The sequence below is a fragment of the Acidisoma sp. S159 genome (assembly GCF_009766125.1).
Taxonomy (GTDB): Bacteria; Pseudomonadota; Alphaproteobacteria; order Acetobacterales; family Acetobacteraceae; genus Acidisoma.
Genome location: NZ_LMUG01000043.1, coordinates 135,367 through 148,676 on the forward strand (window position 1 = coordinate 135,367; position 13,310 = coordinate 148,676).

The following is a 13,310-nucleotide window of genomic DNA, read 5'->3' on the forward strand; positions in this document are numbered from 1 at the left end:
GAGACTCCCACGAGGATGGTTGCACAGGGGTGTCGCTGCCTTTTGGGCAGCGACTTGGTTAGCAGCGGAGACGTCAGGCGGCGAGACGCAGCGGCCCAGGGTCATGACTTGCATTCCCAAGCATTGGCGCGTCGCTGACTTCCAGAAGCTGGGGACGATCAAAGCCGTTGAAGACTGTGCCCAGGCAAGCGCCGTACGCGCCGAGCTGACCGATCTCGATCCAGTCACCTTCTGCCATGTCGGCCGGCAGAGTGAAGGGACCCTTCATGTGATCGGCGCTGTCGCAGGTCGGGCCGAAGAAGGTATAAGCCCGCGACACCTCGATTTCTCCCCCTGTAAGCGTGCCGCGAATGCGACGTACCGGGAAGCGGAAGGCTGGTGCTCCCGCATCCGACAATGAGCCATAGACGCCATCATTGACGTAGAGGGCGTCTCCGCGTCGGAGTTGGACTTGCACCACCACAGAGGCGCCTGCCGCGACCAGGGCGCGGCCTGGCTCAGACCACAGTTTAGCGGCCGGCAGATCGAGCGCCTCGAAGGCGGCCTCGATCTCGGCGAAGAAGGCGCCCAGCGGAGGTGGTTCGAGGTCCGGGTAGCTCACCGGAAATCCGCCGCCGACATCGATGATATCCACCGTGACGCCGGCGCGACGCATCGTGTCGGCTACCAGTGCGAGGGCGCGCCGATAGGCAAGCGGCTCCATGCATTGCGAGCCGACGTGGAAGGACAGGCCGAGGCGGAAGGCGAGGGGACGGGCGGCACGCAGCAACGCGGCAGCCTCTTCGACGGAAGCGCCGAATTTCCCCGACAGATCATAAATCGCTCCACTCGGCGGCAGCGCGAGCCGTACGACGAGGCCTAGATCAGCGGCGTTTCCTGTCTCGTCCATGATCTTTGCGAGTTCGCCCGCGCTATCGAGCACGAAGTCTCGCACGCCAAAGCGTGCATAGGCGGCGCGGATCGCGGGGCGCGACTTGACCGGGTGCATGAAGTGGATGGCAGCCTCCGGAAGTATCTGGTGAACCAGCGCGATCTCGCCGGCCGAGGCGCAGTCGAAATGGCGCACGCCGCCTTCCCAGAGGGCCTTCAGCACCGCAGGCTCCGGATTGCACTTCACCGCGTAGAGGACATCACCATGGAACCCGCGCACAAACTCGCTGGCCGCTTCGGTGATCGCGGCAGGGCGCAGGCAATAGATCGGCTCCTCGGGCCGCGCCGCCAAAACGAACTGCTCAACAGTCGGCAGAGCGATAGACGAGGCGACCTGGCCGGAGAAGACAGACTCGCTGGAGCGGATGTAGCTCATTAGGCAATCCTCCTAGCACCCGCGCTCTTAAGCGCGTGTGACGTCTTGAACATGCGAAGATCGCGCATGGACCAGGCCGCCGCTCCCGAGCGTGGCTTCGGGGGCGGCAGCCCAAGGGACAGGATCAGACCAACGCTAACGCGCTGGTCGAACCGTCAGACGAGGGTGCGATGAAGGGGCATCGCAGCGTGCGGAACAGAAAACATATCCGTTTCCCTTAAGGAGACCGGTCGGGGTTGGGACCGGTCGGACCAAAAAGGACGCGTTACGTCGTTGCTGTGCCCTATCGGGCTCGCGGCACGTGCGGGTTGCGTCAGTCGAAGCGCCAGAATTCGGCGCGGCGCAGAGATATAAGGCTAAGCGCTTGAGATTGTGATGTTCTTCCGTTCGAACAGGTATTCCCAGGCAACATAGCTATTCGAGGTCTCTGAATGTCGCTGCGGTTGATCGAGCTTATGAGCGCTGCCGTTCAGGGACCTTGCGGCACGCGTCAGCGCAGCGAGCGAGGCAGGCTCTCAGAGCTTCCGCGCCCTCCTCGATTGGGCCGTCGTTGATGATCGTTCGCGTGTCGATGTGTATGGGCAGCGGTGATACGGTCCGGCTGAGCCGGTCGAGGACTGCCGCAGTGTCTTCTCGGCCTCGCTGCGCCAAGCGTTCCGCGCGAAGCGGATCGGGGGCGGTGATGAGTAGGACGGTCACGGGAAAGCGCTCTGCGGCCTCCGGCACGACCCCTCGTGACACATTGGCGACAACGACTAGCCCGGCCTGCAGATCGGAAACGATGTCAGCCGGGATGCCGTAGCGCAGTCCATGCGCCCCCCAGGAGAGCGCGAAGTCACCGGCCGCCTCTCGCGCCGCGAAGGCGGCCTCGCCGATTGCCTCATTGCCTTCGATACCGGGCGCCCTGGTGATGACTCGGCGTACGAAGCGAAACCTAGGATCATTGCGAAGGCTAAGCGCGGCGGCGGCGAGTAGGGTGTCCTTGCCGGAACCCGAAGGCCCGACAACGAGCATGAGGTGGCCCGTCATGATATGCGGCGGCCTCCGCGCCAGACGGCCATGGGCGCCGCGAGCCCATGTTCGGTGTGGACCGCGGCCAGGTCAGCACGCAAGCCTGGCGCGATACGGCCGCGGTCGGAAAGGCCCGCGATCCGCGCGGGATTCGCCGTCACCAATGCGACAGCTTCGTGTACCGGCACGTCACCGGCAGCGAGTCTGAAGACCGCCTCCAGCAAGCTTGGCGGAACATAGTCCGACGCAAGCGCATCGACCGCGCCGGCCGTGAGCATCTCGGCGGCGGAGACGTTTCCTGAGTGGCTGCCGCCGCGCACAAGGTTCGGCGCACCCGCGATCACATCCATGCCGAGCCCATGCGCGGCGAGCGCCGCTTCGAGCCGCACCGGAAATTCGCTGACGCGGATACCGTCGGCGTGGTTTTCCGCCACTTCCTCGACAGTCTCGTCATCGTGGCTTGCAAGCACAATCGGCAGGCAGTGCAGCCGGTTGAGCATGAAGCGCCGGTTCGACGCGCGAAGTTTCCCGCGCTGTTCCTGTAGCCTTGCGATATGTGTGTCGATCTCCGTGACGGCCATCCCGCCCCTTGCACGACGGCTGCGGTAGCGCTCGACATCCGCGTATTGGCCCACGCCGGGGGTATGGTCCATCAGGCTTGCCATGCGAACCAGCGCATGATCGGCGACGCTCTCGAGTAGATCCGGCATGTCCGCTGCTGGTAGTTCGCACCGCAAGTGGAGGAAGTGACCCGCCTTCAGCAAGCGGCTCCCCGCAAGCGCTTCCAGATTGGCGACTCCTTCACGGAAGGTGCGAACCCGGTCTCCGTCATCCAAGCCAAGATCGCCGAGGCAGAGCGCGTCGAACACCGTGGTGACGGCTGCCGCCGCGCATTGGGCGTCATGTGCGAGTAGTGCCGAACGGGAGGGCCAGCGCGCGCCGGGACGCGGCTCGCTTTGGCGCTCCAGATTGTCGGTATGCAGATCGATGATTCCGGGGATCAGAAAGTCACCCACGAGATCGATCGCCGAGGGAGTCCGAGAAAATCCCTCATCGATTTCGGCGATAATACCATCACGAATGACGACGGTTCCGTCCAGCACGCCGTCCGCCAGCACAAGCCGGGCATTGGTCAGGATGATTTCGGCGAACCGGTTGGACTGGCTTGGCAGATCGAGCAGACTCTGACTCATGCGGCTTCCCGGAGGGGTGTGAGGTGGAACAGCCGGTCCGCGATGGCGTCCCGTGTGGTCATGTCGTGGACGATGGCGAGGATCGCGGTCCCGGCAGCCTTGGCTTCCGCGACAAGCTCCACAACGGCATCGCGATTGACCGCATCGAGAGACGAGGTCGGCTCATCGAGCAAAAGGATCGGGTGGTTCGGGATAAAGCCGCGCGCGAGATTCACCCGTTGTTGCTCGCCGCCTGAGAAGGTGGCCGGGGGCAGGTCGTGGAGGTGTGGCACGAGATTGAGGCGCAACAGCATGGACCGCGCCCGGAGTTTCGCCTCGTCGGGCGGCGTGCCACGCGAGGTCAGCGCTTCAGCCACGATCTCCAAGGTTGAAACGCGCGGGACAACACGCAGAAATTGGCTGACATAGCCAAGCGTATCACGCCGCACCGCCAGGACGACTCGCGGATCGGCATGCGCGAGATCGACCCAATCGCCACCGTGGCGGATCATGATTCTGCCCGTGTCCGCGCGGTAATTGCCGTAGAGGCTGCGGATGAGCGTGGATTTGCCGGTTCCAGAGGGACCGCTCAGCACGACGCATTCGCCCGCGCGAAGCGTGAGGCCGAGGTCGCGCAGCACCGGTATGGTGACGCCGCCTTGCATATGCAACGTGAAGCTTTTCCCCAGTGCTTCCGTGCGCAGAACTTCCGGATGGGCGGGCCTCATGCTTGTAGCACCGAGCTGACGAGAAGCTGCGTGTAAGGATGCTGCGGATCGTCCAGAACCTGATCGGTAAGACCGCCCTCCACGACCCGGCCGTGGCGCATCACCAGGATCCGGTCGGCCAGCAAACGCGCGACCGCGATGTCGTGCGTGACCAGCACGACGGCGATGCCAAGACGCGCCACCAATGTCCGGATAAGGTCGAGCAGTCGCGCCTGAACGGAGACATCGAGGCCGCCGGTCGGTTCGTCCATGAAGACAAGGCGAGGGTGAGTCGCAAGGGTGCGGGCAATCTGCAGCCGCTGCAGCATTCCGCCGGAGAAGGTATGCGGCATGTCGTCGATGCGCGACGGCGAAATCTCGACTTGCCGAAGCCAGTCGATGGCGCTCTCGCGGATGACGCCATAGTGGCGCGCGCCCTGGGCCATCAGCCTTTCGCCGACATTGCCGCCCGCCGACACTTCCATGCGCAGCGCGTCACGCGGGTTCTGATGCACGAAACCCCAGTCGGAGCGATGCAATGCGCGCAGCTGCGGCGCGGGCATGGCATGGACGTTATGCGCCACGCCCTCGGTGTCACGATAGGCGACCAAGCCTGCATCCGGCGCGGATCGCCCGGACAGGACATGCAGAAGGGTCGTCTTGCCAGAACCACTCTCACCGACGACCGCGAGTATTTCTCCCGGCCATAGCGTCGCGTCCACACCGTCCAGCGCCCAGATGGCGCCGAAAGAGAGGTGAAGTCCGGTTGCGGAAAGAAGGTGCTCACTCACGCCGCGGCATCCTCGTCCTGGCGCATCGACTGGCGGCCAGCGCAATAGTCGGTGTCGGAGCAGACGAAGAGGCGCCCTCCGCGATCATCCATCACAACCTCGTCGAGGTAGCTGTCACGCGCGCCACAAAGCCCACAGGCTTGGGGTGCGCGGGTCAAGCGGAAGGGATGGTCGTCGAAGTCGAGCGGCTTTACGTCGGTATGAGGCGGGATGGCGTAGATACGCTTCTCCCGCCCCGCGCCAAAAAGCTGCAGCGCCGCCATCCGGTGCATCTTCGGCGTGTCGAAGGCGGGGATCGGCGAGGGCGACATGAGGTAGCGGCCGTTCACCATCACAGGATAGTCGTAGCTTATCGAGATATGACCGTAGCGCGCGATGTCCTCATAGAGTTTGACATGCATGAGGCCATACTCGGCGAGCGCATGCATCTGACGCGTTTCGGCGCGGCTCTGCTCAAGCTTGGCAAGCGGCTCCGGCAAGGGCACCTGATAGACGATGATCTGGTCCGCCCGCAGCGGAGTTTCGGGGATCCGGTGGCGCGTCTGGATGACGCTGGCGTCCGCGGTATGCGTCGTCGTCTCGATACCGGCGGTGCGCGCGAAGAAACGGCGGATGGAGACGGCGTTGGTGGTGTCGTCGGCACCCTGGTCAATAACCTTCAGCACATCGCTCGGACCGAGAATCGCCGCTGTCACCTGAATGCCGCCGGTGCCCCAGCCATAGGGCAATGGCATCTCCCGCCCGCCGAAGGGGACTTGGTGACCGGGGATAGCGACGGCCTTCAGGATCGCGCGGCGGATCATCCGCTTGGTCTGTTCGTCGAGGTAAGCGAAGTTGTAGCCGCTCATGCCTCCGTCTCCGTTGCGACGGTCGCGGCGGTGGCGGCGGTGGCGGTCGCGCGCATTCGCCGGATGGTCTCGAGCTCGCTTTGGAAATCGACGTAATGCGGCAGTTTCAGGTGCTCGACAAAGCCCGTCGCTTCAATGTTGTCGCAATGGGACAGCACGAATTCGATGTCCTGCGCAGGCGCCGTCGCGTTCTCGCCGAGTTCTTCGGCGCGCATGGCGCGATCGACCAGTGCCATCCCCATGGCGCGACGCTCGCTATGGCCGAAACACAGGCCGTAGCCGCGTGTGAATTGCGGAGGCTCGGTTTTCGACCCAGAAAATTGGTTCACCATCTCGCATTCGGTGAGCGTGATCGTGCCGATGGTGATTGGAAAGCCGAGTTCCGGCGGTACGAGTTCCACCGCAACTTCGCCCACTCGAATTTCGCCCACAAAGGGGTGGTTGTTGCCGTAGCCTCGCTGCGTCGAATAGCCGAGGGCGAGCAGGAACCCCTCATCGCCGCGCGCCAAGGATTGCAGCCGAACGTCCCGCTCGGCCGGGAAGGCCAGAGCGTCCCGGGTGAGGTCACCGGGTTCCGCCTCCGTCGAGACGCCGGAGGGTTCGATTAGTCCCTCCTGGTCCAGCAAAGCCGTCACGCGAGGCGTGTCTTCTGAAGAAGCGGCTGCCAGCGGCAGCGGCGTCACTTCCAATGATTCCGCGGCAAGCGCGAAATCCAGTAGTCGGTGAGTGTAGTCGTAGGTCGGTCCCAGCACTTGACCGCCGGGCAGGTCCTTGTAGATCGCGGAAATTCGGCGGCGCAGAAGCATGGCGTCAGTCTCGACCGGTTCCGAGTGGGCGAAACGCGGCAACGTCGTCCGGTAAGCGCGCAATAGGAACGCCGCCTCGATGAGATCGCCCTGGGCCTGCTTGATCGCCAGCGCCGCCAAGTCAGGATCGTAACAGGAGCCTTCCGCCATCACGCGATCCACCGCGCGGCCGAGTTGGCTTGCGATCTGCGCTGTGCCGATCTCCGGCAGACTCCGGTCGCCGCGCCGGGCTCGCGCCAGCCAATCATGTGCGGCATCGATCGCTCGCTCACCGCCTTTGACCGCGACATAGGCCACGGCTCAGGCCGCCCCAATGCGGAGGCTGCGAGGCAGTCCGCAAAGCTGTTCACCGCAGCACAGGATGAGGTCGATGCCTCGCGGGAACAGCCGGTGATTGGCAGACCATTGCTTCACGAAGTCCTCGGGCAGCCCCTGCGGGGCGAACCGTGTGGGCGCTTCCAGTCCGGGACCGTAGAGGATGAGTGGTGGACCTCCCTCGAGCGCGGGAACCTGCAGGATCAGCGTTGCCGCGGTTTCAGGCGCCGCATCGCTTCCGGCTTCAAGCAAATCGAGGTTTGGCATTTCGGTGGCACAGATGAATCCGGCGCCGCCGATGGATGCGGCACGCGGTGCGCCGGAATGGAATGCGAGCCAGTCCCAGGCGCTAGCAGTCTCTCCCGCAAGCCAGACCGGCGTCGCAGCATCCGCGAGCGTGAGCAAGACCGCAGCCGTTGCCTGATCGAGCGGCGGAGCGGCGAGGACGCAGGCGATCACCGGAAGACTTCCTGGGTGTGCCATTGCATCGAGGACGGCGCGAAAGCAGGACTGTGCCTCCATGACGGGATCGGCAAAGCCAGGTGCATCCAGGGTCATGAGCGCATCGTCGCCAGTGTGAAGAAGTCGACGCGAGTCGCGGCTGCTTCGCCCGCGACTTTTCGGCGCGCCTCTTTTTGGGCCTCTGCCAGAGGGGCGACGACTGTGCGCGCCCATTCCGCGCTTTCTGTCGGATGCTGAAGGGCCGCATCCAGCGCCGCCACGAGTTCCGCGCGGCGCGGATCTCGTCCCGCAAGATAGGCGTGCCCGATCTGACCCTGCGCGTTGCGCACGGTGCAGCGGGTGACGGTCATTTCCCCGAGATTGAACGGCGCGCCGTCGCCGCCTGCGCGGCCTTGAACCATGATCAGCCCGATCTCTGGTCCGCGAAGCCGCGTATGGGCCGGCAAGGGCGCGGCCCGTGCGATGCAGTCTTCGATCCCCGCGAGAGGGGCGTTCGCAAGCACGGCCAGCCAACCTTGCCTTGCCTCGATAGCCTGGGATCCCAACACCGTGGCGTTCCTAATTCATCTAGATGTCTATACAACGCAACAAGCGCCGCGTGTCAATGCGGTCGGTGCATCATCAGGCGATCCGCTGGCGCAGGGCCGCGGATAGACGCTCCGCGCTTACGACGATGACGAAGGTCACCACCAGCAACATCGCCACGGTCCGATACTGGAACAGGTTCATCGCGGTCAGCAGCTGGAAACCGATGCCTCCCGCGCCGACGAAGCCGAGGACGAGTGACGCGCGGATATTCTCGTCCAGACGATAGAGCGTGATGCCGGCGAGCGACGGCAGCACCGAAGGGATCACCGCGTGGCTGAAGACCGCGAGTCGACTCGCTCCCGTCATGGTCAGGGCTTCGACAGGCCCCATGTCCATGTCCTCGATGAGTTCCGCGAAAAGGCGTCCCATCATGCCGATGCTGTGGATGGCAATGGCGAGTGCGCCGGGAAACGGGCCGAGGCCGACAGCGGTCACGAAGATGAGCGCCCAGACAAGATCTGGCACCACGCGCGCCAAGGCGATCGCCATCCGTGCGAGGACATAAATGGGCCGCGCCGGAGTCGTGTTACGTGCGGCAACAAGTGCGAGTGGCACTGCGACGATCACAGCAACCGCTGTGCCGAAGATCGCAATGTCCACGGTTTCCAGCGCCGGCCAAAGGGCATCCGGCAGGCTCGCGAAATCAGGCGGCCAGGCGCGGCTCAGGATATCGGCGATTCCATGGGCGCCGGTAATGAGATCCTGCGGACGAGCATGGACGACGAAGGCCGCCTGAAGAAAGAGCGCGATGCCGGCGAAGATGACGACGAAAGACAGCGCGCTTCTTCGCTTATCCTGCCGGTGCGGCGACAGCCTCCTGCCATTATCCTCGGCAATAGCGCTCAAGCGGCTAGTCTTTGCGACGCGTCCCGTTTGACATAGAGCGCGGAAACCTCGTTGTCCCGGACATGGCGGGGCTCGTGGTTGAAGATAATCCGGCCGGCTTGCATGCCGAGAATACGGTCCGCGAAGCGCCGAGCGAGTTCAGGCTGGTGGAGGACGCAAAGCACGCCCAGCCCATCCTGATGCGCAACCCGGCGCAGCAGGGTCATCAACTCCTCGGCCGCATCCGGATCGAGGCTCGCCACAGGCTCGTCGGCGAGCAGAGCGCGCGGACGTTGCGCCAGGGCACGCGCAACCGATACGCGTTGCGCCTGCCCGCCTGACAGCGTGCCGGCGCGCTGGGGCGCGAAATGGGCTAGTCCCACCTCATCGAGGCAGGCCATGGCATGGGGCGTCTCTTGATGCGGGAGCTTGCCAAGCGCGATGCCGAGGCTGCGATGTCGCCCGAGAGTGCCGGCGAGCACATTGGCGACGACGCTCCGCCGCTTCACCAGATGCGCGCTCTGGAAGATCATCCCGAGGGCCATGCGGGCTTCGGTCAGTGTTCGGCCGGAGAGGCCGCTGATCGCTTGGCCCTCCACACGAACCTCGCCGCCGGTCGGCCGCAACATCCCGGCGATACAGCGCAGCATCGTCGATTTGCCGCAGCCATTGGCGCCGAGGACCACCACCAGCTCGCCGGGCGCGAGCGTCATGGTGGCGCCGTTCAGCGCCAGGTGCCCATCATCACGTCCACGCGCCGGGAAGCGCATGGCGAGATCGGCTACCTCGATGAGGGGTGTGCTCACGAGCCCATCTTGGCGAGGTCGAGATGCAGCACGCTCACCAAGCTGCGAATGCCGTTGAAGGCCTGATCGGTTTGAGCGACGTAGCCCTTGCCGTAAAGGCCGGTGAGCTTGACCTCGGCAGCCGGGATGCCGCTGAGGTCTAGTGTTTGCAGGATGGCGGTCAGTCTCGCCTTGTAGGCCGGCGGCAGATTGCCGCGCACGGCAATCGGGTCCTGTGGGATCGGCGCGCTGGTCCAGAGCGTGACATAGTCCTTGGGATCCCAGATTCCGGCGGTTTGCGCCGAACCGATCTCGGAGCTGTTGATCTCACCCGCTTCCACCTTGTGGTGCCTGAGCGCCTCGAAGCTCGCGGTATGGCTCCCGGCATAGATCGCCACAACGCCATGGTCGGGGTCGATGCCAACCGATTTCAAACCATAGGCTGGGAAGAGATGGCCGGAGGTGGAGGCCGGATCGGAATAGGCGAAGCTATGCCCCGCAACGCCCTTCAGCGTGGTGATCCCGGAATCCGGCCAGGTCACGATGCTGGCCGTATAGCTGTCGGGTTTCCCTTGCGCGTTTGCGTAGGTTGCGACGACCTCGGCATCGGCGATCTGGTGGGCGAGAACATAGCCGAGCGGGCCGAATTCGGCGGCGTCCAGTTTGCCGGCGCGCATCGCCTCGATGGTGGCGGTATAGCTGGTGCCGATTTCGATATCGACCGGGCAGCCAAGCCTGGCGCTGATCAGGGAGCCGATCTGGTGATACAGCGGCACGAAGGCCGCGGAGGCATCGTAAGGCACCACGCCATAGCGCAGCTTTCCGCCAGGGCAGTCGTTCGGGGCCGCGAGTGCGGTTCCGCCCATGGCCATGAGTGCCGCCAGACCATACACAGCCTTGGCAAAACCCGCCGGATGAAGTCGCTTCCGCATGATGAAAAACCCTCTCTGTTCCGGCTTGGCGGGACGCGCCCTTCTAGGAGCAAGGAGGGGAGAGGAGTTTGACATCTAGATGAATGCCGCTGAAAGCCGTTGCATGACAGGCGGAGCATCATGAGGTCGGCCGGAGTCGTGATCTGGCAGAAGATCGCCGAACTACTTGCGGCTGAGATCGCATCGGGTTCGCTGATGCCCGGGGAGCGCCTGCCACCCGAAGCGGTCCTGGCCCAGCGCTTCGGTGTGAACCGCCACACGCTAAGGCGCGCCATGGGATCACTGGCGGAAAGCGGCCTGGTGAGCGTCCAGCATGGCAGAGGCAGCTTCGTCCGGCCTGTCGCGGTGGTGGATTACCCCGTCGGATCCCGCACTCGCTTCAGCGAGGTGATCTCCGGGCAGAGCCGTTCACCGGAAGGCGAACTCCTGGGATCCCGCGAACTTCCCTCCAGCCCCGAGATTTCGGCGGCGCTTGAACTTGATGCCGACGCGCCTGTCATCCTGCTCGAGATTCTGCGGCGGGTGGATGGCGTGCCGCTGAGTGTCGTCTCCGCTCACGTGCCGGCGGAACGTTTTCGAGGAATCGACAAGGCTTTCCGCGATAGCCTCTCGATAACAGCGGCACTGCGTGCCTTCGGCGTTCTCGACTACAGGCGACGCAGCACCCGGATTTGGACGCGACTACCCAGCGCCGAGGACGCGGTTCTGCTCCGCCAGCCGTCGACGATGCCTGTGCTTGTGATGGAAGCGGTCAACGAGGATGTCGAAGGGCGGCCCATCGAATACGGCATTTCGAGAGCGTCGGGCCAGAGATTGCAGGTCGTTGTGACGCATTAATCAGTGCCAGACAGCAACATAATATCGAGAGCCACAGTAACGCAGCTCTGCGAGGGATGGGGAACTGGCTCGGTTGCTGAAGCATTAAGCAGGAATCCATAGGCGAGCACGCGAATTGTGCAGTCGTCGTCCACGAGCCCTCATTTTTCTCGAGAATCAGACTCAAAAAGCTATGATCCTTGAAAGGTCGTTCGTAGGGTCGTCCTTCAGTCGATGGCACATGGGACGCTGGCATGCGGGATCGCGCTCCGGTCGCATCAGGCTATCGTGAGTCGCGCAGCGATGATTGGGGTTTCTGAAATGGCAAATTCGAGTTCTGGCGCCGTAGCCGGAAAACAGGGCGCAAACAACCTTGATGTAACCACTCGCGGCGACGTCGATCTATTGCATTCGAAGGCGGTTGGTCTCATCGGCGTGTTGTTCCTTACGGTCACGGGTGCGGCCCCGATCACCGCCATGTTGCTGAACACGCCAATCGTGGTCGGCAATGGCAACGGCGTCGGTGCCCCTGCGGCTTTTCTGGTCGCGACCGTGATCCTTCTGATCTTCTCGGTGGGATATGCGGCGATGGCCAGAAAGGTCACCTCTGTGGGGGGATTCTACTCGTTTATCAGCCTTGGGCTTGGGCGCGAGCTAGGCATGGGGATGGGCTTCGCCTCGGTCGTCGCTTATGCGGTATTCGAGCCTTCGCTGGCCGGTGGCTTCGCTTATTTCGCCAATCTCAAGCTACACCAATTCGGTATCGACGTCGCCTGGCCCTGGCTCGCGCTGGCCATGGTTCTGCTGATCTTTGTGCTGACCTACCTAGACGTGAAGATTTCAACCGCGGTCCTGGGCGTCGCGCTTATCGCCGAGGTCGCGATGCTGCTCATTTTCGATGTCGGTGTCTTCTCGAAATCGGGACACGGCGCGACGGTGACGGGAGCGGCGATTAATCCGTTGAACGCCTTCCTCGGCTATCCGGGCAATCCATCCGCCAAGCTTGCAGCCGGGGCCGCTGGCATTGGGCTCTTTTTCGCATTTTGGTCCTGGGTCGGGTTTGAATCAGCTCCCAACTATGCTGAGGAATCCCGCAATCCGAAGCGGATTGTGCCGTTGTCGCTCTATATTTCCGTCCTGTTCCTTGGAATTCTCTACACCATCACGAGTTGGGCAGCGATCTCCGGTTACAGCACCACCGATGCATCCGTCGGTGCGGCCCAAGGCAATGCGGCGGAGTATTTTTTCACGACTTCAACCAAGCTGATCGGCCCTTGGTCGACTGCGATCATGAGCTATCTCATTCTGACCGGGTCCTTCGCCTGCGGCATGGCCTTCCACAATACGGCGTCGCGCTATCTCTACGCGCTGGGTCGTGAGAGGATCCTGCCCAAGGCCCTCGGCCGCACACACAGGCGGTTCAAGACGCCGCATATTGCGTCGCTCGTGCAAACCAGCGCCAGCATCATCATCGTCCTGCTTTTCGCGATTTTCGGTGGCACCAAGGATCCGACGACACAAGCCTATGGCGAGCTTTACGGCCTCATGGCGCTGCTCGGCACCATCATTATTCTCTTCGCCCAGGCCATCGTATCGGTCGCGATCGTAGTCTATTTCAAGCGCCAGCATCCCAATGACCATCATTGGTGGCAGACGATGCTTGCGCCCATCCTCGCCTTCCTGTCGCAGGCCTATGTCCTTTATCTCTGCCTTACCAATATGGGCTTCCTCGGCGGTGGTTTTTCATTTGCTGCCTGGATCCCGTGGATTGATGGAGGTGTCATTGTTCTTGGCATTCTTGGCGCGCTTTATCTCAAGAGCCGGGACCCATCCCGCTATGACCAGATCGGCCGCATGATCTATGAGGGCTTTCCCGAAGGTGCGGACGGGCCACTGCACGCCGCCGAGGCAAGCGCCAGGCGGTAAAGCGGAGAACTGGAAAGCCG

At 63.4% G+C, this 13,310-nt stretch carries 14 protein-coding genes; 2 read left to right on the forward strand and 12 right to left on the reverse strand.

Features of this window, described 5'->3' with window-relative positions:
- Positions 1-73: 73 nt before the first annotated feature.
- From GSQ92_RS12500 to GSQ92_RS12555, 12 genes are all read right to left on the reverse strand, one after another.
- On the reverse strand, positions 74-1,306 hold the full coding sequence (locus GSQ92_RS12500) for a type III PLP-dependent enzyme (protein WP_158805377.1): 1,233 nt from the start codon (positions 1,304-1,306) through the stop codon (positions 74-76).
- A gap of 453 nt (positions 1,307-1,759) precedes the next feature.
- Positions 1,760-2,335: a phosphonate metabolism protein/1,5-bisphosphokinase (PRPP-forming) PhnN gene (gene phnN, locus GSQ92_RS12505; RefSeq protein WP_158805378.1), complete on the reverse strand. Its 576-nt coding sequence runs from the start codon at positions 2,333-2,335 to the stop codon at positions 1,760-1,762.
- Positions 2,332-3,510 carry an alpha-D-ribose 1-methylphosphonate 5-triphosphate diphosphatase gene (locus tag GSQ92_RS12510; protein WP_158805379.1) on the reverse strand — a complete coding sequence of 393 codons (1,179 nt, stop codon included), beginning with the start codon at positions 3,508-3,510 and terminating at the stop codon, positions 2,332-2,334. The genes phnN and GSQ92_RS12510 overlap by 4 nt, the downstream gene beginning before the upstream one ends.
- Positions 3,507-4,217 carry a phosphonate C-P lyase system protein PhnL gene (phnL, locus tag GSQ92_RS12515; protein ID WP_158805380.1) on the reverse strand — a complete coding sequence of 237 codons (711 nt, stop codon included), beginning with the start codon at positions 4,215-4,217 and terminating at the stop codon, positions 3,507-3,509. The genes GSQ92_RS12510 and phnL overlap by 4 nt, the downstream gene beginning before the upstream one ends.
- Complete coding sequence (gene phnK, locus GSQ92_RS12520; RefSeq protein WP_158805381.1) at positions 4,214-4,987, reverse strand: phosphonate C-P lyase system protein PhnK; 774 nt, start codon at positions 4,985-4,987, stop codon at positions 4,214-4,216. Before phnK ends, phnL begins: the two co-directional genes overlap by 4 nt.
- A complete protein-coding gene (locus GSQ92_RS12525) occupies positions 4,984-5,835 on the reverse strand; it encodes an alpha-D-ribose 1-methylphosphonate 5-phosphate C-P-lyase PhnJ (RefSeq protein ID WP_158805382.1) in 852 nt (283 codons plus the stop codon). Before GSQ92_RS12525 ends, phnK begins: the two co-directional genes overlap by 4 nt.
- On the reverse strand, positions 5,832-6,938 hold the full coding sequence (locus GSQ92_RS12530; protein ID WP_158805383.1) for a carbon-phosphorus lyase complex subunit PhnI: 1,107 nt from the start codon (positions 6,936-6,938) through the stop codon (positions 5,832-5,834). The genes GSQ92_RS12525 and GSQ92_RS12530 overlap by 4 nt, the downstream gene beginning before the upstream one ends.
- Before the next feature lie 3 nt (positions 6,939-6,941).
- Positions 6,942-7,514: a phosphonate C-P lyase system protein PhnH gene (phnH, locus tag GSQ92_RS12535; RefSeq protein ID WP_216850541.1), complete on the reverse strand. Its 573-nt coding sequence runs from the start codon at positions 7,512-7,514 to the stop codon at positions 6,942-6,944.
- Positions 7,511-7,966, reverse strand: coding sequence for a phosphonate C-P lyase system protein PhnG (gene phnG / locus GSQ92_RS12540; protein WP_371418066.1), 456 nt, complete (start codon positions 7,964-7,966; stop codon positions 7,511-7,513). Before phnG ends, phnH begins: the two co-directional genes overlap by 4 nt.
- Before the next feature lie 73 nt (positions 7,967-8,039).
- Entirely contained in the window at positions 8,040-8,852 is an 813-nt protein-coding gene (gene phnE, locus GSQ92_RS12545) for a phosphonate ABC transporter, permease protein PhnE (RefSeq protein ID WP_216856818.1), read from the reverse strand.
- Positions 8,849-9,637 carry a phosphonate ABC transporter ATP-binding protein gene (locus tag GSQ92_RS12550; protein WP_216850543.1) on the reverse strand — a complete coding sequence of 263 codons (789 nt, stop codon included), beginning with the start codon at positions 9,635-9,637 and terminating at the stop codon, positions 8,849-8,851. Before GSQ92_RS12550 ends, phnE begins: the two co-directional genes overlap by 4 nt.
- On the reverse strand, positions 9,634-10,548 hold the full coding sequence (locus GSQ92_RS12555) for a phosphate/phosphite/phosphonate ABC transporter substrate-binding protein (RefSeq protein ID WP_159013515.1): 915 nt from the start codon (positions 10,546-10,548) through the stop codon (positions 9,634-9,636). The genes GSQ92_RS12550 and GSQ92_RS12555 overlap by 4 nt, the downstream gene beginning before the upstream one ends.
- 120 nt (positions 10,549-10,668) lie before the next feature.
- Here GSQ92_RS12555 and phnF point away from each other — a divergent pair, with 120 nt between their 5' ends.
- The gene (phnF, locus tag GSQ92_RS12560; protein ID WP_158805385.1) at positions 10,669-11,385 is read left to right on the forward strand and encodes a phosphonate metabolism transcriptional regulator PhnF; all 717 of its coding nucleotides are present in this window, start codon (positions 10,669-10,671) and stop codon (positions 11,383-11,385) included.
- Positions 11,386-11,685: 300 nt separating this feature from the next.
- Positions 11,686-13,290 (forward strand): APC family permease, encoded by a 1,605-nt coding sequence (locus tag GSQ92_RS12565; protein WP_158805386.1) that lies wholly within the window; start codon positions 11,686-11,688, stop codon positions 13,288-13,290.
- Positions 13,291-13,310 lie beyond the last annotated feature (20 nt).

Coding starts and splice junctions, on each gene's coding strand:
- GSQ92_RS12555 (WP_159013515.1), bottom strand. CDS start 10,548: ATGCGGAAGCGACTTCATCCGGCGGGTTTTGCCAAGGCTGTGTATGGT.
- phnN (WP_158805378.1), bottom strand. CDS start 2,335: ATGACGGGCCACCTCATGCTCGTTGTCGGGCCTTCGGGTTCCGGCAAG.
- GSQ92_RS12500 (WP_158805377.1), bottom strand. CDS start 1,306: ATGAGCTACATCCGCTCCAGCGAGTCTGTCTTCTCCGGCCAGGTCGCC.
- phnF (WP_158805385.1), top strand. CDS start 10,669: ATGAGGTCGGCCGGAGTCGTGATCTGGCAGAAGATCGCCGAACTACTT.
- GSQ92_RS12510 (WP_158805379.1), bottom strand. CDS start 3,510: ATGAGTCAGAGTCTGCTCGATCTGCCAAGCCAGTCCAACCGGTTCGCC.
- GSQ92_RS12565 (WP_158805386.1), top strand. CDS start 11,686: ATGGCAAATTCGAGTTCTGGCGCCGTAGCCGGAAAACAGGGCGCAAAC.
- phnL (WP_158805380.1), bottom strand. CDS start 4,217: ATGAGGCCCGCCCATCCGGAAGTTCTGCGCACGGAAGCACTGGGGAAA.
- GSQ92_RS12525 (WP_158805382.1), bottom strand. CDS start 5,835: ATGAGCGGCTACAACTTCGCTTACCTCGACGAACAGACCAAGCGGATG.
- phnH (WP_216850541.1), bottom strand. CDS start 7,514: ATGACCCTGGATGCACCTGGCTTTGCCGATCCCGTCATGGAGGCACAG.